Origin of the sequence: Flavobacterium erciyesense (assembly GCF_018069925.1) — a bacterium.
Classification (GTDB): Bacteria; Bacteroidota; Bacteroidia; order Flavobacteriales; family Flavobacteriaceae; genus Flavobacterium; species Flavobacterium erciyesense.
Map to the genome: position 1 here is coordinate 56,864 of NZ_JAGPXB010000011.1, position 20,927 is coordinate 77,790.

Sequence of the window (20,927 nt, forward strand, 5' to 3'; positions counted from 1 at the left end):
TGACGCGGATTTCCTCACGCGGATACAACTGATTTTATATTTAAATTCTGATTCCTGAAAACTGTTCACTTCAATTACCCTTTATCAGACAACCTTAAAATATCACCAAAAACACCTCTTGCCGTTACCGCAGATCCTGCGCCTGCACCTTGAATTACAATTGGTCGGTCTCCGTACGATTCGGTGTAAATTTCGAAGAAAGAGTCCGAACCTTTCAATCCGCCCAAAGCCGTATCTGATGGCACCGAAACTAATTTTACTTCGAGATTTCCTTTGTCATTTTGCAAATCCCCTGACAATTCGCCTATGTAACGCAACACGTGATTCGGTTTTTGATCGGCTTTTATTTTTGCATAAATAGGATCAAACTCCGTCAATTTATTCAAAAACTCTCCCACATCTCCGCTACGCAAATGTTCTGGAATTAAATTTTGAATCGCAATTTCTTCAAACTCATTTTGCAAGTCTAGTTCCCTAGCCAAAATCAATAATTTTCGACCTACATCATTTCCGCATAAATCCTCCCTCGGATCTGGCTCGGTATATCCATTTTCGATGGCTTCTTTCAAAATTTCGCTAAACGGTACATCTTTAGCCGAAAAATTATTGAACAAATAACTCAATGTTCCTGAGAAAACGCCTTTAATCTTTGTGATGTTTTCACCAGAAAGATGCAACAATTTAATAGTGTCAATCAAAGGTAATCCTGCTCCAACATTGGTTTCATAAAGATACGTCTTTTGGTTTTCTGCCAGAACTTTTCGTAATTTTTTATAAAAACTATAACTCAACGTATTGGCCACTTTGTTTGACGAAATCAAATCGAAACTATTTTCTACTAACGAAATATAATTCGTTACAAAATCAGCACTTGCAGTATTATCAATGGCTATTAAATTCTCTAAATGGTGCTCATTTGCGTAGGCAATCACATCATCAATTGTATACGAGAATCCGTTGGTTTGAATTTCGTTTTTCCAGTTAGGTGTCACGCCGTTTTTATTCAAAAGTACATTTTTAGAATTGGCAATGGCAAATACATTCAACTTAATGTCTTTTCTTTTTTCGATGGCTGCAGCCGATTCTAAAATTTGATTAATCAAGGTACCGCCCACCAAACCGTGACCGAAAACAGCAATATTTATTTTCTTGGCTACGCCAAAAATCTCTCCGTGAATGACATTTAAAGCTTTGTGCAATTGTGATTTTTTAACAACCAAACTCACATTCTTACCAGTCACCGTATTATTGAAGAGAATTGGAACAATTTTATTCTTGATTAAAGCCGTATAAGGTTTGTGAAACGTGCTTAAATCCTGCCCGATAATAGAGATGACAGCTACATCATCAGCCACGGTTATTTTATTGACATCTTTCGAATAGAAATCATTTTCGAATTCCTTTTCCAATTCAATCATGGCCGTAGTAGCTTTGTCAGCAGCCACAACCAATCCTATTCCGCGCTCTGATGAACCTTGCGAAATGATACTCACACTGATATTGTTGTCTCCCATTACTCTAAAAATTCGAGCATCGACTCCTGTTTTCCCAAGCAACCCTCTTCCTTCCAGATTTACCAAAGCTACATTTTCAAGAACCGAAAGCGTTTTAATTCCTTCCTTATTAGAATTGGAAGTAATTAAAGTCCCTTTGTTTTCATGATTGAAAGTATTTAAAATTCGGAGCGGAATGTTTTTTTCTAATAACGGAATGATAGTTTTGGCGTGCAAAATAGTCGCTCCAAAATTTGCAATCTCATTCGCTTCATTAAACGATAAGTGATCAATTTTCTTAGCATCGACAACTAAATCAGGATTTGCAGTGTAAATACCGTCAACGTGTGTGTAATTTTGTAATTCGTCGGCATTTAAATAATTCGCAATCAACGAAGCGGTATAATTACTCCCGTTTCTGCCAAGAGTTGTAGTGTCATTATTAGTGGTAGAACCAATAAAACCTGTAATTACATTGACCGTATTTTCAGTGTTTTGCTTAAAAAAAGCAACCACATTTTTCTTCGAAAGTTGTTCTAAGGGTTGTGCATCACCAAATTTAGCATCGGTTTTTATCAATTCACGCGTATCGGTAAAACGAGCATGAATTCCTTTTTCCACAAGGATCGCCGTCAGTAATTTTGCCGAAAGCAATTCGCCTTTAGACAAAATCTGGTCTTTGATTTTTTTACTGTAATCTCCTATAAGGCTTACACCTTCGAACAATTTTTCTAAAACAATGAACTCCTCAGACAAATCAACAGCATCATAAACGTCTTGCTGGTAGGTTTTGAAATCTTCAAAAAGTGGTTTGTAATCTCCGTTTTGAGAGGCAATGGTTAAAATTTGCTCCAACTCATCTGTTGCGTTACCACGTGCTGAAACCACAACTGCAATTTTCTCGCCCTGATTTACTTTGTCTGTTATTATGGCAATAACTTTATTTAATCCGTCACCATTTGATAACGATTTACCTCCAAATTTTAATATTTTCATCGTGTTGTGTGTTTGTAGCTTAGAATAAATCTTGAAGCAAATTGTGTAATTGTTTGTATTCTATCAAAAAAGCATCGTGTCCGTGAATGGAAACTATTTCTTGATAACTAACTTTTTTATTTATTTTTTGTAGTTGCTCAAAAGTCGCTTTATTTTCACTGGCTGTAAAAAACAAATCCGAATTGATGGCTATGATGTGAATTTCTGCCGTTACCGCTTCGATTGTATCTTCAAATGATGACCGATTGCGAGTGACATCAATGGTTTTCAATAATTGATTCATCATTTTATAGGATGCCAATTGAAAACGCTGTTGCAATTTTTCGCCGTGATGCAACAACCAACTTTCAACATTAAAAATGGCTAACTCCTCATTAGTAGTTCGTTGAAATTTTGCCGCAAATGATTCTGGAGTTCGGTAACACAACATCGCGTGCGTACGGGCATCCTGAATGGGTTTAGATGAATTATTAAGAATTTGTTCTTGCAAAAAACAATTGGCAATAAGCCAGTCTGTAGCTTTCCAATCGGTAGCAATTGGAATTAATTTTTGAGTTATTGTTGATTCTAATGCAACCATTTCCCATGCAATTCCGCCACCTACAGAACCTCCAATAATGGCATATATTTTTGTAACCTCAAGCAAATGAATGCCTTTTATAAAAGTTCTAGCAATATCTCTTGCTGAAAAATCAAGATAATTTTCAATTACAGCGCCATCAAATCCATTTCCGGGAACGTTAAAAGCAAGTACGGTATATTTTGTAGTATCAATAGTTTTATTGGCGCCAATTAGTTCATTCCACCAACCGTTATCGCCTACAACCTGTGAATTTCCGGTTAGCGCATGATTGACCAAAACGATAGGAGCTGTATGTAATGGCAACCCAAAAACTTGATAACTTAAGTTTAGAGCATTATAAATTGCACCTGACTCCGTGGTGAAATTGTGTAAAGTAATTGTTGTTGGTTTATTTTCCAATTTCAAATCTGTTATAATTAGGACTTGTGTTTGGAAATATTAGAAAGAAAGCTAGGTGTTATCTAGACAAATTCTTAGTGTTATCTTTCCACGATGGGCGTGGTAGAATGCAGCACCTTCTTCGATAAATCGAAGGGTTGCTAAGGCTTCATCGGGTCTAATCCCTCTGCCTTTCTTTATAACATTTCAATACTGTTGTGAACTTTGTGAGTGCAAATTAAAGATTAATTTTGGTAACCACCAAATTTAAATACGCAATCGATTTTTCTGTTTCGCAAAGTAAGTGACTTTGGTACAGACATCAAAAGTTAGGAAGTCCTGACAAGGTAACATAGAACAAAACCATTTTTTTACCTTGCCAAAACAACCTTTTTACCTACTGGGTTAGCTATTTTCTTAACCTGAATAGTCATTGCATTAGATAAATAACTCTTCATTCTCTTGAGAATACATTAAAAAAAGCAATGAATTTGGAACTAACTTTTGAGCAATTGCATCATTAGTTGCAAACTCAAAACGTGGGTGAATTAAAACATTTACGGCTTCAACTGCTTTGATTTTATTGTTTCGAAAATTGAACTTTCGTAAAAAACGAAACGGATCTGATAAACTTCTTTTTGTTTTCATACTATTGGTTGTTAAAATGTTACTATTGTTTTTCTGTTCATAAACTTCATAAAGCAAAAAACCCTTTTAGATGCAAATCCAAAAGGGTTTTAAGTAGTTTGTACTTATTATTATCCTTGGGATTCACGAATTGGGTGCAGCAAATACGGCTTTTGCAACGAAATGCATCGAAATTTGGACTGACTGTTTTTTGTAATTATTTAAAATGTATTGAATCATGTATTGTTTGTATGGTGTTCGAATTTCTCAAAAAAAAAGCTTCCTTGTTCAGGAAGCTTTCATATATAATTTTAAATTAAAATTATGCTATAAGCATCCCTCAGGAATTTTCCTGTGCGACTTTATGCGAAAAGCAGATTGAAATTTTCATTTTATTTTGATTTGAAAGTCAAATATGCAACTTAATTTTGACAAAAACAAGAGCGTCAAGGAATTAATTCAAATTAGTTTCAAAAAACATATCAAAAGGGCCTATTTTTTATCGGCAAAAAAAAGTTAAGTTTAATTTGCAATTCAAAATGGTTTCATACCTTTGCACCCAAATACAAGAGGAAAAATTTGAACTGATTGCAACCTCTTCATAATGAAATCAATTCATTGTGAATACTGAATAATTTTCAGTAAAAAAATGCTAAAGCAGGAACTCTCCTTTAGATCTTTTTCAGCAATTATTTTTTCTCGCTTAATTTTATAAAATAATAAAACTTATGGCCTATTTATTTACGTCAGAATCTGTGAGCGAAGGACATCCAGACAAAATTGCAGATCAAATTTCAGACGCATTAATTGATAACTTTTTAGCATTTGATGCTGAATCAAAAGTAGCTTGTGAAACTTTAGTAACAACTGGTCAAGTTATTTTGGCTGGAGAAGTTAAATCAAATACATACTTAGATGTGCAAAATATTGCACGCGAAGTGATTAGAAAAATTGGTTACACGAAAAGTGAGTACATGTTTGAAGCTAATTCATGCGGTATTCTTTCGGCTATTCACGAACAATCTGCTGATATTAATCAAGGTGTTGACAGAGCAAGCAAAGAAGAGCAAGGCGCTGGTGACCAAGGAATGATGTTTGGTTATGCAACTAACGAGACTGAAAATTATATGCCATTAGCACTTGATTTGTCTCATAAATTATTACAAGAATTAGCTGTTTTACGTCGTGAGAATAACGAAATAACATATTTGCGTCCTGATGCAAAGTCTCAAGTAACTTTAGAATACAGTGACGATAACAAACCAACGCGTATTGATGCGATTGTTATCTCTACACAACACGATGATTTTGATGAAGAAGCTAGTATGCTTGCTAAAATCAAAAAAGACATTATCGAGATATTGATCCCGAGAATCATTGCTAAAAATCCTGAGCATGCTCATTTATTTAACGACGCTATTCAATACCACATTAACCCAACAGGAAAATTCGTAATTGGAGGACCTCACGGAGATACTGGACTTACAGGAAGAAAAATCATTGTGGATACTTACGGAGGAAAAGGAGCTCACGGTGGTGGTGCTTTCTCTGGAAAAGATCCAAGTAAAGTAGACCGTTCTGCTGCTTATGCTACTCGTCATATTGCTAAAAACTTAGTTGCAGCGGGTGTTGCTGATGAGATTTTGGTACAAGTATCATACGCAATTGGTGTAGCTAAACCGATGGGGATTTTTATCGAAACTTACGGAACTGCAAAAGTGAATTTGACTAACGGTGAAATCGCTAAAAAAGTAGAAGCTATTTTTGATATGCGTCCGTACTTCATCGAACAACGATTGAAATTAAGAAACCCAATTTACAGCGAGACTGCTGCTTACGGACACATGGGACGTACTCCCGAAACTGTAACTAAGACTTTCTCTGCTCCTGGTGGATTAACAAAAACAGTTGAAGTAGAATTGTTTACTTGGGAAAAATTAGATTTTGTTGATCAAGTAAAAGCTGCTTTTGGATTGTAAAAAAATCAAAACATAGTATATAAAAAAAGGGGATTTAGCTACAACTAAATCCCCTTTGCTTTTTAATCTAAATGAAGCTTACAAATTGTACTTCACTATGAAAGTTACAAAGCGAGGTAAGATCATATTTTCATTGGCATTAAAACCATTGACACTAAAAGAGTTGTTCAATCTTGAACGGGTGTTCAAAAGGTTATTCGCCTGAATGCGGTATTCAAACTTTGCATCTTTCTTGATGTAGTTCAAACTAGCAGTCATGATTTCAAAATCGTTGGAAACACCATTAGTTTCATTTTTAAATCGGTTAAAGGCGTAGTCCCAATTAACATTCAATCCATTCAAGAAATAATAATTCAACTTTACTGTTGGAGTTTGTGTGGTGAATTTATTAGCTGCTTGCTCTGAAAAATTCACGCGGTAACCCAAATCTACGTTTGGATATTTTTTGAACTGCGTTGCAAAAGCCAAGTTGTAAGAGTGATTTACATTTTCGATTCCTTGAATGAATTCTTGAGTAACTCCGCCTTGAACTCTTCTGTTTAATACAAAATTGCGATTCCAACCTGCATTGGCTCCAGCGGTAACTTTGTAATACTTTTTGAAGCTTTTAGAATAAAACAAATTTCCGTTTAAATTTTCGTTTTCAGCATCTAAATTCAAACGGTCAGAAGTAGAATAAATACTTTGGAAAGAAACTCCATTCACCACTGGATCTTTGGTAGTTGTATAACTGATGTTGGCAAAAATCGTAGTGAAATTATACAAGTTGTACTTTGAATAATTCAAACGGTGACTTGTCACTAATGAATTTTCTAATTGTGCATTCCCTCGTGACAAGCTGTTAAAATTGGTAAAAATAAAACCTTCTACCAAAGCATTTACATCATTAAAGCCGTTACGCATATTGAAATTGTAGGTTACATTTTCTGATTTCTTCAAGTCCCAACGCGCAAACATATCAGGCAATAATCTGGTAAAATTAAGTTTGAATGGCGATGCAAATTGCTCGTTTGAAGTGTTGTATTGGTGCAAAGAAAAACCAGGATTAAAAGTAAACTTACCTCTGATAAACTTATAATGTAAACCTATAAAAGCATCATTAAATAGGTAACGCACATCATTATTATAAGCTGCTTGCTCCACTGGATTCACTGAATTATCTTGAAGAATTTGCAAAATACTCGAATTGTACGATTGGTAAGCATTCGTATTTCCAGCAGTTACATTCAATATACTTTTGTTCGAGATTTGATAAAAATAGTCCACTTTTGCATCTAACTTATTCGTTTTTACAAATCGAGATTGCTGGATGTTTAGGGCATTTTCATTTACAAAAACCGCACTTGGATCGTTCGGGTTTGTTGAACTTGCATTTTGATACGGGTTTACCGAAAGCTGCGGATTGTAAAAAGGGTCTTCATCCTCGTATTGATGTTGCATTTCTAACACCCAAGTTGACTTTGGATTTTGAGTATAAAACATATTCAAACTCTGATTGAACGATGCTGGCGCTTGTTTTTGAAAAGCAATTACGGTGTTGTTATTAGTTACAGTATTCCCGTTTGAAGTAGAGGTGAAATTAGTTTGACTATTATCTACATCTTGCTGATCGTTTTTTCTAAAAAAAGCATCATAATCCAATTGAAAGTTCTCGTTGGCTTTGTATTTTGAACCAAACTTAGAGATGAAAGCATTGTTGCGAGATTCGGTATTGTTTTTTCTGTTTTCTAAAGTCGCAATATTGGTGGTATTCGGTTCAAAAATTCCGCGTTCAGAATTGGTAATAGACTGATTGAATGTTGCTGAATAAGCAGCAAAACCAGACAATGTCCATTTTTTAGAAACCGAATGATTGATGTTGATAGTCCCAAATTTATCACTCGCTTTGGCCACATTATCACCACCTGATAAACCGAAAAAGTTTCGATTAAGAGTTAATGAAGTACCGTTACGACCAATCGTGTTTCGTGCTCCTCCATTAATTCTGAAAAAATCAGCCGAAGTCAATGAAACTTCACCAATATTATTAAAGTTTACAATAGAGTTGATGCTAGTTTTTGGCGAATAATAAAACACCTTCGGATTAAAGATATACCCTTTATCATTGGCCAAACCGCCACTTACGTCACCAAACCAAAATTTATCTTTACCTTTTTTAAGTTTGATATTAATTGCAATATCATCATTATTGTTTTCGAGGCCTTTCATTTGCGACACCTCGTTAAAATTACGAAGTACCTGCACTTTATCGACTGCATCGGATGGAATGTTTTTTGAACCCAGTTTCGTATCGCCTTCCATAAACGGTTTTCCGTCTACAAAAAGTTTGGTCACTTTTTTTCCCTCTACCTGCACTTGTCCGTCACCTGTTACTTCAAAACCTGGTAATTTTTTAAAAACGTCCTCTAACTTGCGTTCTTCTCCGGTTTTAAACGAATCCGTATTGTACACAATGGTATCCCCTTTTATAGAAACTGGCATCTCGCGCACAATTTCTACACCATCAAGTTCGATTCCACCCGCTTCCATAGTGATATTTTGCACCATATTTTGAGTAAGTGTAGCAACAGTCACTTCCTTATTTTGCATGCCCAAATAACTTAGTTTTAAAACATAAGTCGTGTTCGGTTTTAGGTTTAAAATAAACTTGCCTTTATCAGTTGTAATGGCGTAAGCATCCATTGCTTTGGTAGTTTGATTCACGGCCATTACGTTGGCCATTTCTAAAGGTATATTTTGTTTATCTTGCACCAAACCTTCTAATTTTATGTTTTGGGCATAAGAAATGGAGACCGCAATTAGAGCGATAAATACTAAAATTTTTCTCATTGTAAAATGGTTGTAACTTTTGGGTTGGTATTAATTTCCGAAGCGTATTTGCATGCCGCCATTTCCTCCACGACCTTGATTCATCTCTCTCCACTCTTCCATTTTTTTCATCACAGCATCGTCATACTCCTTTTGAGAGACTACTTTTCCTTTAGCAATGGGTTTAATTTCAACTTTATCTTTAGGGTTTAAAACTACTTTTGAACACAAAATAGTGGTGCGTCCGTCATTAACTTCTAAAATTAACCCTGGTAAACCCCAATAACCTTCAGGTCCTTGGCTCACTGGAATTTCGGGCGTATACCAAGCCGTGATCACGATTTCTTTTGGTACCTCAACAGCATCCAAGAAATTGGTTTTTTTCTCCTCAGCAGGTTTTGCTCCTTCTTTCTTTTCAGCATCATCTTTACGAGGACGCATGTTTCTAAAATCAGTAGCACTTGGTTTTTTGATAGCGGTTGCTTTGTAACAAGTATAGCCACCAATCACACGAGTTTCTGCCTCCATTTTCCAATTCAAACTAGTTAAGGAATCTTTCACCATAAACTCTTTCCCCATGAACTCTTTGTCGTTGCTGTATTGTTTGTCTTTTACGTTTTTGTAATACGTTCCGCCACCACCGGCAAAACTTGACATCATACGAAAACCACCACCTTGAGCCGAAGCCTCTAGTTTTTCTTCTTCTTTATAAATAGAAGCCGTCTTGTTAAAATTGAGAATAAATGTTTTCTCGAACATTTTTTTCATGCGTTCCTCAATCATTTTTTGCATATCAGGCGTCATATTTTTGTTGCCTTCCAAACGAGTCTTCATTTCTGAAGTGCTGGTTTTACTCTCGTATACAGCCATTCCTTGAAACTCCTGCGCTTGCAACCCCAAGAAAGAGGCGATAGCGATTACTACAGTGTAAATTAATTTTTGCATTTTGATGGTTTTTAATAGATAAGAGTGAAAAATACTATTTTTGTTACAATGATAATGTTAAATAAATACTAAGACAATTAATACCAACTTTGGTTTAACCGTACTTTTACCTTTATGAAGAAATTAGTTTTTTTGATCCTATTTTGCTGGACAACAATTGGTTTTTGTCAAAATCAAAATCCAACAATCACCAAAATAAACACTATTGAATTGGATGCTGATGAATTTCTAGGATACGATTCGTTAGGTTACCTCTATTACATAAAAAACAATGTACTTTCTAAAAAAAAGGATTCAGAATATTACAATTACAGCAATATTGCGCTGGGAAAAATTAGTGATGTCGATTTGCAAAATCCTTTGAAATTAGTGCTTTTTTACGAAGACTTCAATACAGTTGTTACGGTAGACAATCAGTTGAATGAAACTCAAAAAATTAACTTCTCCGAAAACACCTTTCCAATTGTAGCAACTGCTATAGGTCTTGCAGCACAAAATCAGCTTTGGGTTTTTGATAGCAATACGCAGCAATTGGGCTTGTTTGATTATTTAAAAAACACGTTAAAGACACTCGCTGTGCCATTTGTAGATCGTATAAAATTTTATAGCTCGGATTTTAATACTTTTTATTGGCTGGACACCAAAAATAATTGGTTCAGTTGTGATTTGTTTGGAGCCGTTACATCAATAGGAATCATATCTGATTTTGATTATCTCGCGCTAATAAATTCATACCAATATATTTATGCCAAAGATGGAAAAGTAATATTTACTGATTTAAAAAAACAGCAAAATACAACCCTTGAAATTTCTGAAAAAACGTTTGTAAAAATATATTACAAGGACCAAATTTTATCTATTTTTACAACATCAGGAATTAGCAATTATAAAATCATAATACCGTAATGCACATAGCAATAGCAGGAAATATAGGCTCAGGAAAAACAACTTTAACGCGCTTACTGGCCAAACAATTTAAGTGGGAACCACATTTTGAAGATGTAGTTGACAATCCGTACTTAGATGATTTTTACCATCAAATGGAACGTTGGTCGTTTAATTTACAAATCTATTTCTTAAACAGTCGTTTTCGTCAAGTGATGCAAATTCGCGAAAGCGGTAAAAAAATCATTCAGGACAGAACCATTTATGAGGATGCGCACATTTTTGCGCCCAATTTATATGCCATGGGTTTGATGACCAATCGTGATTTTCAAAACTACACTTCTTTGTTTGAATTGATGGAATCAACGGTAAAGGCGCCTGATTTATTGATCTATTTGCGTAGCTCCATTCCAAATTTAGTGGGACAAATTCACAAACGAGGTCGTGAATACGAAAATTCAATTTCTATAGAATATTTGAGTCGCTTGAACGAACGCTACGAAGGCTGGATTCAAACCTATGATAAAGGAAAATTATTAATTATTGATGTAGACAACATTAACTTTGTAGACAATCCCGAAGATTTAGGGAACATCTTCAACCGCATTGATGCAGAATTAAATGGGTTGTTTTAAAAAATAAAAGCGCCGCTTCTAATTCAAGAAGCGGCGCTTTGTCAACCAAACCAAACCAATTTTTTATTTTATTTTAGTTCTTCATTGTACCATTTGGTAATTTGCTCTTTGGTTTGCCCAATTTTTTGTTGCAAACGGCCAAACAATTCATCTTCTTTACCTTCTTCGTACAACAAATCGTCATCTGTAAGATCAGCGTATTTTTGTTTTAATTTTCCTTTTAACTCGTTCCAATTTCCTTTTAGCTCTGTAGTGTTCATAGTGTTATATTTTTGAATTAATAATAGTGTTCTAGTTAATGTACTTGCGTAACATCCAAGATTTATCTTCGTGCTTTTGCAAAAGTCCCGTTACAAAATCAGCAGTACCAAAATCATCCGTTTCATCAAGACTTTTAATGAATTTTCGCAATTGTTTCAATACGGTTTCGTGATCAATTAGTAATTCTTTAAGCATGTCTTTTTGCTGTAAATCAGTACTAGTTTCTTTAAGAACAGATTGCTCAATAAACTCTTTCATCGTTCCTATTGCTCTGCCGCCTAATTTACTGATACGTTCTGCAGTTGCATCAATTTCTTGCTCGAGAGCAGTATACTGCGCTTCAAAAAGTTTGTGTAATTCCATGAAACTGTTTCCAGAAACGTTCCAATGAAATTGTCTTGTTTTGGTATAAAGCACCATCTGATTGGCCAATATAGTAGTTAGAAAAGAGATGCTTTCGTCTAATTCTTTTTTTATAATTCCGATTTTTGGTTCCATAGTATACGTTTTTTTTTAGTTGACCTACAAGTCTTTTACAAAGATAAAGCGGTACTTCAAAGAATGCATTACACCATTTTTTAGGATTGTTACACAATTAAAGGATTTAGCAATTGAGGCTTAAAAACAGTATTTCTATAACGCAAAAAATGCCTTTCGATGGAAAGGCATTTTTTATTTAAGAGTATTTCTTTTATTTTAAAGAATCGATTTTGGCTTGCACCTCGGCATCGGTGCCTTCAAAAGTTTGTTTTGTCGTTTTGCCATTCTCGGTCATTGTGACCGTAGCTTTAGTTTTTCCGTTTTCATTAGATAGCTCTATGCGCAAATCTTTTGATGACGTCATTGAAACTGTTTTCGTACCACCGCCGATGTACTTTCCAGCTGCATCATACATTGACAAGCATTTTTGAGTACATTCTTCTGAGCAACCATTCATTTTACACATGGCTGCACATTCGTCTTTGGTCATGTTCGCCATTTTTTCGGGATCGCATTTGCCCATTCTGCAAACCATTTCTGTCGTCCCCATTTTAGCACAACAAGAAGCCGCTGCACTATCGGAATGACCATTTCCTAAAATTGGAGCAATAACCAAACCTATTAAACAAGTCAATTTGATCAAGATATTCATTGATGGTCCAGAAGTATCTTTGAAAGGATCTCCAACAGTATCTCCGGTAACCGCTGCTTTGTGCGCATCTGATCCTTTATAAGTCATCTCGCCATTAATCATAACTCCAGCTTCGAATGATTTTTTAGCATTATCCCAAGCACCACCAGCATTGTTTTGGAAAACGGCCCACAACACACCCGAAACCGTAACTCCAGCCATGTAACCACCTAGCATTTCGGCGATGAGTTGGTTGTTATCCGCATAAACTAATTTGCCAAGTAAAACAATCGCAATTGGGAAACCAATAGTCAAAACACCTGGCAACATCATTTCGCGTAAAGCGGCCTTAGTCGAAATATCAACACATTTCGCATATTCCGGTTTTGCAGTTCCTTCCATAATTCCAGGAATTTCTCTGAACTGACGACGTACCTCGTACACCATATCCATAGCAGCTTTTCCAACAGAATTCATAGCTAGCGCAGAGAAAACTACCGGTATCATTCCGCCTACAAATAACATAGCCAAAACAGGCGCTTTAAAAATATTGATTCCGTCGATTCCCGTGAATGTTACATACGCAGCGAATAAGGCTAGTGATGTCAATGCTGCCGAAGCAATAGCAAATCCTTTCCCAGTTGCAGCTGTTGTATTCCCTACAGAATCTAAAATGTCGGTTCTAGTGCGCACTTCTTTAGGCAATTCGCTCATTTCGGCAATTCCACCTGCATTATCCGATATTGGTCCAAAAGCATCGATTGCTAATTGCATCGCTGTGGTTGCCATCATTGCTGATGCCGCCAAAGCCACACCATAAAATCCTGCTAAAGCATAGGAAGTCCAAATCGCTGCCGCAAATAATAAAACCGTTGGAAAAGTTGAAATCATTCCTGTTGCTAATCCAGCAATTACGTTGGTGCCCGCTCCCGTACTTGATTTTTGTACAATAGCCATTACTGGTTTTGTACCCAATCCCGTATAATATTCAGTAACCGATGAAATAACCGCACCTACAACCAAACCTACAATTGTGGCGTAAAAAACACGCATAGATGAAATTTCTTTAGTTCCTTCTCCAAAGAAATCCATTTTCATGGTTTCAGGCAACATGTATTGCACTAGAAAGTAACAAGCGACTAAAGTCAAACCTATCGAAACCCAATTACCAATATTTAAAGCCTTTTGTACTTGTGCTTCTTTGGCATTGTCATCGGTGATTTTCACTAACATGGTTCCGATGATCGAGAATAAAATTCCAAAACCGGCAATTGCCATTGGTAATAAAATGGGTCCAATACCTCCGAAAGCATCTTGAATACTTCCGCCCATATCTTTGATTACATAATTCCCGAGTACCATTGCTGCCAAAACGGTGGCCACATAAGATCCGAATAAATCAGCACCCATACCGGCAACATCACCTACATTATCTCCTACATTATCAGCAATTGTAGCTGGATTTCGAGGATCATCTTCTGGAATACCGGCTTCTACTTTACCTACTAAATCAGCACCTACATCGGCGGCTTTAGTGTAAATACCGCCACCAACTCTTGCAAATAATGCTATTGATTCCGCTCCAAGTGAAAAGCCTGCTAATGTTTCTAAAACAATAGTCATGTCTTCGGTCGTAGTCCAGGCACCGTTCATAAAAAAGTGAAAGAAAAATATAAAAAAGGTAGTCAAACCTAAAACTGCAAGACCTGCAACACCAAGTCCCATTACAGTTCCACCACCAAAAGAAACTTTTAAAGCTTGCGGCAAACTCGTACGAGCGGCCTGCGTGGTTCTAACATTAGTTTTGGTAGCTATTTTCATTCCCATATTTCCCGCAAGGGCTGAGAAAAAAGCACCAAAAATAAAAGCTACCACAATTAAGATGTGCGTAGTAGGAACAATAAACGAAATACCTGCCAAAACAATACTGGCTCCAAGAACAAAAAAACTAAGTAAGCGATATTCTGCTTTGAGAAAGGCCAAAGCACCTTCGTAAATGTAATCTGAAATCTCCTTCATCTTTCCGTCGCCGGGGTCTTGTTTTAAAACCCATGCTCTTTTTGTAATCATAAACGCCAGTCCAATAAATGCCATGGCAATTGGCAAGTAAATCATAATTGTATTCATAATTCTGGTTTGGTTTTAGTTAATAATTATGGTGTAACCAAACGAATTTAAGCAAAAAAGCAATACTCCAGACGGAATATTGCTTTTTTTACAATTATTATGCTAATTTATTACTTAATGCTAAATAAACCTTCTGGTTTGTTTTCGATAGCATTAAAGCGTTCTGTACATTCTTTGATGATAGCGTAGGCTTCATTTACATCTCCCCAACCTTCAACATCTACTTTTTTGTTTTCAAGATCTTTGTACACTTGAAAGAAGTGCTCGATTTCTTTTAATAAGTGAGGATTGATATCAGAAAGGTTTTCTAATGAATTCCAGATTGGATCAGAAACCGGTACACAAATTACTTTTTCGTCTGGTCCCTTGTCATCCGCCATATGAAAAACTCCAATTGGCTTTACTTCCATTACGCAACCAGGAAAAGTTGGTTCGTTTACCAAAACCAATACATCTAATGGGTCACCATCTAATGCTAAAGTTTCAGGAATAAATCCGTAATCAGCAGGATACATCATTGAAGAGAACAACATTCTATCAAAACGCATTCTTTTTATTTCGAAATCATATTCGTATTTATTTCTACTTCCTCTTGGTATTTCGATTAAAACATCGAAAGTCGTTACTTTGTCTGCAGTCATTTTATTTTTCTTATCTATAAATTATGGTGCAAAAGTAATCAAACGCTGCGTTTTTGCAATAAAAAAACCTAGCTAACTGTAAATTAAACGCATAAAAAATTTAATACTGATAGGTAATTGTTCGGTTGCGCTTGTTTAGGTAGTAATGCCAAAGCAAATAGGTAGCAAAAGAGCGATACGGACTCCATTGCATAGCCAGTTCTACCATTTCTTCCTTGCGCTCCAATTGCCATAATTCTTGAATGGTTCGTACTACAGCAACATCTCCTAAGGGCAATAAATCTGGTTCTTGCAGGCAAAACATCAGGTAAATATCAATGGTCCAATTACCAATTCCTTTTATTTTAAGCAATTCGTGGCGTACTTGCTCCGCACTTTTGTGAGGTAAGGTTTCGAGTTGTAACTCTTGGCTTTCAATGGCTGTTGCCAATGCCTTGATGTAACTAGCTTTTTGTCGACTTACGCCCAAAGCGCGGTATTGCTCCTCAGAAATGGCAATTAAAATACTAGGATGAAATTGCCCTACGTGTTCGCGCAGGCGCAAAAAAGTAGCTTTGGCAGATGCAATTGAAACTTGTTGCTCTAATAACAATAGTACCAAAGTCTCAAAACCTTGAGGTCTTGATGGCCGTTCAGGCAAACCGTATTTATCAATTATGGATTGAAAAATAGGATCTTTTTGCGTTAAAAATTCAAATGCTGTTTTCATTGTACTCGCGTTTTAGCCCGGATGGAAATGGCATCCTTTTTTGTGGGCTTTTTTTGCCCACAAAAAAGATATAATGTACAGCCGGATTAGCTCCTAAAAGTTAAAACCAAAAGCGCCTTTAATGGTAAATCGGTTGGTATCTGGCGTGTTGAGATAATTGCCTCGCCATGCAAAATCGATGCGGAATACCTTGAAGATATTTCCGATTCCAGCACTATATTCCCAATAGCCTCGTTCTGGAGCGTTGTAAACCAAGCCCGAAGCATTGATAGCTCTGTTTTGATCAGAAACCGAACCGTAAACTCCGCGAACGGCGATGATTTCTCTCCAATTGAGTTTTCGCATGAACGGAATTCTAGCAAAAATACGTCCGTTAAAGTTGTGATTCCATTGCAAAGTCATGTACTCATCTGAAACAAACTCGTAAAAATTAAGGTTGCTAAAAGTATTTTCGATGGTGAAATAGGTTTGGTTTCCTGGAATTACACTGAGCAAGCCGAGTGGCACTTTGCCAAAAGTTTTCCCTACTTCCATGATTAAATTACTGCGTCCCAAAGGCCCAATAACAATAGGCTGCTTGAAGTACAATTGCAATTTATCGTATTGAAAATCGCTATCCAATAAACCTTTGAAACCATGGCTGTAATTGACAAAGAAACGACTGTACGGACTATCAACTACATCGCGTTCTACACCAAAACCAATAGTTTTTCGTTTTGGTGAAAACTCAATTTGAAGATTGGCTTCGGATTGCTTGACATCACTTTTGGTAATTTGGTTGGCAGCATCTGTAAAATAATCCAAACTAAAAGTTGGCGAAGCCGACTCTAATGTGCGGTACGAAACACCTGCTTGAAAAACTAAATTCTTGACCGGCTCCATCTCTACAGCTAGGTTCGTCAAGTTAATATTGGTCAACTTACCATTACTTCCCGAAGAAAAAACGGCCGATGAAGCAAAACTTCTACCCAAAACATCATTGGTTGTAGTTAAACTAGCACCTATTTGTTCAATATCGCGACGATTACCACCCGATATAATTAAACGATTTTTTTTGTCGACCATCCATTTTCCTGATAAACCGTACTTTACTTTGTTATCATCAAAACCATAGGCAGTATACGCCTGCAAGCGCCATGGATCGTTGGGACCAAAATATGTTCTACCACCAGCACGCAATCGCACACCTTCGACTTCGTTGTACCCGAAACTGGAAAATACGGGACCAAAATCAAAGTTCTTGAACTCGACATAGCCGCTACCTAATATGGAGACTAAGCTATATAGTCGTTTAAATTTCTTGACGGTTTGCAAAGTGTCGAGCATTTTATAAACACCCAACTCGTCTTTACTTAAATTCTCGAAGCGGTTTTCATCCCAATATTCATCGGATTTGTTATAAACTTCGTCATCCCGATAATTGACCTCCTCTTTATAAAAAGTTTGGGGCAGTTGTTTATTGAATTGATGGTTCCTGAAATAGGTGGTTCGTTTGCCATAAACCCCTTTGGAATTTTCTTTTTTGTTTAGCGCAAAGTCCGACATCAAATAATCCTTAGTGAGTAGAAAAACCGAGTCGCTCACTACTTCAAACTCTTGCTCTAAATAAATATCTTTTACCCAGTTGATGTTGGCGCTTTTGGTCACTGCCATATTGATTTTTTTAATGGCGTAAGTAGAATCGTTTACCCAAAAATCACCTTTAAAAGTAAGTTCATTTTTACGTCGCGGGTAAAATACAATATTAAAACACCATTTTTTGTCAATGTACGCACTGTCTTTAAGTACATAGTTGTACACATCAATACCCGTGCGTGAAAGTGGACTTGTAAAACTCTTATCAAAAAAAGTGAGGTAGTTGTTGTAAATATTATAATCAGAATACAAATCTTTAACGAAAGACAAAATTTGCTGATTGCCATTAAAACCAGAAGTTTTATTAGCCTTCATTTTTTCTTTGACTTTTTTGATTGTATTGTCTCCGTACACATCAGCCAATGATTCGTTGATAAAAATAGGCAAATAGGTTTTTCCTGTAACGCGCGAAGTATCTACTTGGTTGAAGATAAACTCCATGCCTTTGAAAATTTTACTTTTCATAAAAGCACTATCAATAGAATTCATGTCAAATTCTACTTTTTCGTACTTCTCCATTTGGTACTGATCAAATTGATACAAACCATTTTTGCGTTTACGTTCCCAAATTTTGCGTAAAATATCGAGCGCTGGATTGTTCTTTTTTGAGGTTTTACCAGTAAAAACGACCACTTCATTCAAACTTTCGGCTTCTTTAAGTTGAATAACAAAATTATAGGTAACTGCTTTTTCTAATGTTATTTCTTTCTCAGAAAATCCTACCGACGATATTACAATTAAAGAATAATTCTGTGCCGACTCTAAGTAAAACTTCCCATCTTCGTTCGTTACGATACCTTCACTTGAGCCTTTGAAAACTACATTAGCAAACGGAATAGGTTGATTTTGCTTATCAACTACTACACCACTCACTTTGGTTTGCGACCAAGACACGGCTGAAAAAGCCATAAAAACCAATACCAACAATAAAATCTTTTTCATACTCAATCAAAAAAAAACTTCACCAACTTAAACAATTGATGAAGTTTCAAATATAGTTAATTTAAGCCTTTAGAAGCGAAGACATTACCCAAAGCCATGTTAAAGTTTCTAGGCAAATCCCGTTAGTAATAGCTTATTTTTTGTACATAACTTTTTTAACTGCTTTCACAACATCTGCAGCATTAGGCAACCATTCTTTCAACAAAACTGGAGAATAAGGCGCAGGAGTATCTGCCGTTGTGATACGCTGAATTGGAGCATCTAAGAAATCAAATGCACGCTCTTGAACAATGTATGTAATTTCAGAAGCAACACTTGCAAAAGGCCAAGCCTCTTCAAGAACCACCAAACGATTTGTTTTTTTAACCGAAGTTAAAATCGTCTCGTAATCCATCGGACGTACCGTTCTTAAATCAATAATTTCACAAGAAATTCCTTCTTTTGCTAATTCGTCAGCAGCAATATGAGCTTCTTTGATAATTTTTCCAAAAGAAACGATCGTTACATCAGTACCTTCACGTTTGATATCGGCAACTCCCAACGGAATTACATATTCACCGTCTGGCACTTCACCTTTATCACCATACATTTGCTCTGACTCCATAAAAATAACTGGGTCATTATCACGAATAGCCGCTTTCAACAAACCTTTTGCGTCATAAACAGTAGATGGAACTACTACTTTTAATCCAGGTGTATTTGCAAACCAGTTTTCTAAAGCTTGAGAGTGTGTCGCTCCTAGTTGACCTGCCGAAGCTGTTGGTCCACGAAAAACGATTGGCACATTAAATTGCCCACCACTCATTTGACGCATTTTTGCCGCGTTATTGATAATTTGATCAATACCTACCAAACAAAAGTTAAACGTCATGTATTCTACAATTGGTCTACAGCCGTTCATTGCTGATCCAACTGCAATTCCCGAAAATCCTAACTCAGCAATAGGAGTATCAATTACTCTTTTTTCACCAAACTCAGCAAGCATTCCTTTAGACGCCTTGTAAGCACCATTATATTCAGCAACTTCCTCGCCCATTAAGTAAATCGACTCGTCGTGACGCATTTCTTCGCTCATTGCTTCGCAAATTGCCTCTCTAAATTGTATCGTTCTCATATTATATGTTGTATGTGTCTAATTTTCGAAAGCAAAAATAAATATTTTATCCCACTTAAAAGCATAAAATAAACTAAATTAATTCAAGATTTACGGGGTGATTTCTAGGAGCTTTTTCCGGCTATCCGCTGTATCTTCCTGTGCCTAAAGGCAGCACAGGAAGGATGCCGCTACTATCCGGGCTACGAAATCGATGTAAATTTGAAAAAATATTATGCACGCATAGTATATTATTCGAATTTATATTTTAAATTTGTAAAAGAAATTAAGAATACTTAAATACATACTTATGAAAATATTAGTTTGCATCAGTCACGTGCCTGATACTACATCAAAAATTAACTTTGTCAATGGCGATTCAGAGTTTGACACAAACGGTGTTCAATATGTAATTAACCCAAATGACGAATTTGGTTTAACACGTGCTATTTGGTTTCAAGAACAACAAGGAGCTAATGTAACTGTGGTAAACGTAGGTGGTCCAGATACTGAGCCTACTTTACGTAAAGCACTTGCAATAGGAGCAAACGAAGCAATTCGTGTAAACGCTACTCCTACTGACGGATTTTTTGTAGCAAAACAATTAGCCGAAGTAATTAAAAACGGAGGTTACGACCTTGTAATTGCCGGAAAAGAATCATTGGATTACAACGGTGGAATGGTGCCGGGAATGATCGCTGGAATTTTAGGATTCAACTTCTTGAACTCTTGCGTTAGCCTTACAGTTGAAGGAACAGGCGTAAAAGCAGTTCGCGAAATTGACGGAGGTAAAGAAACAGTAGCCACTAGCCTACCATTAATTATTGGTGGACAAAAAGGTTTGGTTGAAGAAAAAGACCTTCGTATTCCAAACATGCGAGGAATTATGACAGCTCGTACTAAAGCTTTAACTATCCTTGAGCCAGTTGACGCTAACGTAAACACTACAGCTGTTAAATTTGAAAAACCAGCTCCGAAATCAGCAGTAAAATTAGTAGCTGCAGATAATTTAGATGAGTTAATCAATTTATTACACAACGAAGCAAAAGTAATCTAGTAATTAGTTTACAGTCACAGTT

At 36.2% G+C, this 20,927-nt stretch carries 16 protein-coding genes and 1 riboswitch; of the genes, 4 read left to right on the forward strand and 12 right to left on the reverse strand.

Going from position 1 to position 20,927, the window contains the following annotated elements:
• Positions 1 to 74: 74 nt before the first annotated feature.
• The 3 genes from thrA to KBJ98_RS11495 all read right to left on the reverse strand — a co-directional run bounded on the left by thrA (position 75) and on the right by KBJ98_RS11495 (position 4,098).
• A complete protein-coding gene (gene thrA, locus KBJ98_RS11485) occupies positions 75 to 2,489 on the reverse strand; it encodes a bifunctional aspartate kinase/homoserine dehydrogenase I (RefSeq protein WP_210790831.1) in 2,415 nt (804 codons plus the stop codon).
• A 19-nt stretch (positions 2,490 to 2,508) separates the two neighbouring features.
• Positions 2,509 to 3,471, reverse strand: a complete 963-nt coding sequence (locus tag KBJ98_RS11490) for an alpha/beta fold hydrolase (RefSeq protein WP_225899119.1) — start codon at positions 3,469 to 3,471, stop codon at positions 2,509 to 2,511.
• A gap of 77 nt (positions 3,472 to 3,548) precedes the next feature.
• A riboswitch (SAM riboswitch) is annotated at positions 3,549 to 3,656 on the reverse strand.
• A gap of 232 nt (positions 3,657 to 3,888) precedes the next feature.
• Positions 3,889 to 4,098, reverse strand: coding sequence for a hypothetical protein (locus KBJ98_RS11495; RefSeq protein WP_210790835.1), 210 nt, complete (start codon positions 4,096 to 4,098; stop codon positions 3,889 to 3,891).
• A 707-nt stretch (positions 4,099 to 4,805) separates the two neighbouring features.
• On the opposite strand from KBJ98_RS11495, the gene metK reads away from it, so the two are divergent.
• A complete protein-coding gene (metK, locus tag KBJ98_RS11500; protein ID WP_210790837.1) occupies positions 4,806 to 6,056 on the forward strand; it encodes a methionine adenosyltransferase in 1,251 nt (416 codons plus the stop codon).
• Positions 6,057 to 6,134: 78 nt separating this feature from the next.
• On the opposite strand, the gene KBJ98_RS11505 is transcribed toward metK, so the two are convergent.
• Positions 6,135 to 8,885, reverse strand: coding sequence for a TonB-dependent receptor (locus tag KBJ98_RS11505; protein WP_210790839.1), 2,751 nt, complete (start codon positions 8,883 to 8,885; stop codon positions 6,135 to 6,137).
• A gap of 30 nt (positions 8,886 to 8,915) precedes the next feature.
• Positions 8,916 to 9,809, reverse strand: a complete 894-nt coding sequence (locus KBJ98_RS11510; protein WP_210790841.1) for a GLPGLI family protein — start codon at positions 9,807 to 9,809, stop codon at positions 8,916 to 8,918.
• 114 nt (positions 9,810 to 9,923) lie between these two features.
• On the opposite strand from KBJ98_RS11510, the gene KBJ98_RS11515 reads away from it, so the two are divergent.
• The gene (locus tag KBJ98_RS11515) at positions 9,924 to 10,715 is read left to right on the forward strand and encodes a hypothetical protein (protein WP_210790842.1); all 792 of its coding nucleotides are present in this window, start codon (positions 9,924 to 9,926) and stop codon (positions 10,713 to 10,715) included.
• On the forward strand, positions 10,715 to 11,329 hold the full coding sequence (locus KBJ98_RS11520; RefSeq protein ID WP_210790844.1) for a deoxynucleoside kinase: 615 nt from the start codon (positions 10,715 to 10,717) through the stop codon (positions 11,327 to 11,329). Before KBJ98_RS11515 ends, KBJ98_RS11520 begins: the two co-directional genes overlap by 1 nt.
• A 68-nt stretch (positions 11,330 to 11,397) precedes the next feature.
• On the opposite strand, the gene KBJ98_RS11525 is transcribed toward KBJ98_RS11520, so the two are convergent.
• The 7 genes from KBJ98_RS11525 to KBJ98_RS11555 form a co-directional block, all read right to left on the reverse strand.
• Positions 11,398 to 11,589: a CsbD family protein gene (locus KBJ98_RS11525; RefSeq protein ID WP_166136060.1), complete on the reverse strand. Its 192-nt coding sequence runs from the start codon at positions 11,587 to 11,589 to the stop codon at positions 11,398 to 11,400.
• A gap of 31 nt (positions 11,590 to 11,620) precedes the next feature.
• Positions 11,621 to 12,088 (reverse strand): Dps family protein, encoded by a 468-nt coding sequence (locus KBJ98_RS11530; RefSeq protein ID WP_210790846.1) that lies wholly within the window; start codon positions 12,086 to 12,088, stop codon positions 11,621 to 11,623.
• 193 nt (positions 12,089 to 12,281) lie between these two features.
• Positions 12,282 to 14,828, reverse strand: a complete 2,547-nt coding sequence (locus tag KBJ98_RS11535; protein WP_210790848.1) for a sodium-translocating pyrophosphatase — start codon at positions 14,826 to 14,828, stop codon at positions 12,282 to 12,284.
• A 110-nt stretch (positions 14,829 to 14,938) separates the two neighbouring features.
• Positions 14,939 to 15,469 (reverse strand): inorganic diphosphatase, encoded by a 531-nt coding sequence (locus KBJ98_RS11540; RefSeq protein WP_086453321.1) that lies wholly within the window; start codon positions 15,467 to 15,469, stop codon positions 14,939 to 14,941.
• A gap of 100 nt (positions 15,470 to 15,569) precedes the next feature.
• Positions 15,570 to 16,178, reverse strand: coding sequence for a DNA-3-methyladenine glycosylase family protein (locus KBJ98_RS11545; RefSeq protein ID WP_210790850.1), 609 nt, complete (start codon positions 16,176 to 16,178; stop codon positions 15,570 to 15,572).
• A gap of 93 nt (positions 16,179 to 16,271) precedes the next feature.
• Positions 16,272 to 18,755: a DUF5686 and carboxypeptidase-like regulatory domain-containing protein gene (locus tag KBJ98_RS11550; RefSeq protein WP_210790852.1), complete on the reverse strand. Its 2,484-nt coding sequence runs from the start codon at positions 18,753 to 18,755 to the stop codon at positions 16,272 to 16,274.
• 133 nt (positions 18,756 to 18,888) lie between these two features.
• Positions 18,889 to 19,869, reverse strand: coding sequence for a pyruvate dehydrogenase complex E1 component subunit beta (locus tag KBJ98_RS11555; protein WP_166136045.1), 981 nt, complete (start codon positions 19,867 to 19,869; stop codon positions 18,889 to 18,891).
• A 289-nt stretch (positions 19,870 to 20,158) separates the two neighbouring features.
• Between KBJ98_RS11555 and KBJ98_RS11560 the strand changes: the two genes are divergently transcribed.
• Positions 20,159 to 20,905: an electron transfer flavoprotein subunit beta/FixA family protein gene (locus tag KBJ98_RS11560; RefSeq protein WP_210790854.1), complete on the forward strand. Its 747-nt coding sequence runs from the start codon at positions 20,159 to 20,161 to the stop codon at positions 20,903 to 20,905.
• Positions 20,906 to 20,927 lie beyond the last annotated feature (22 nt).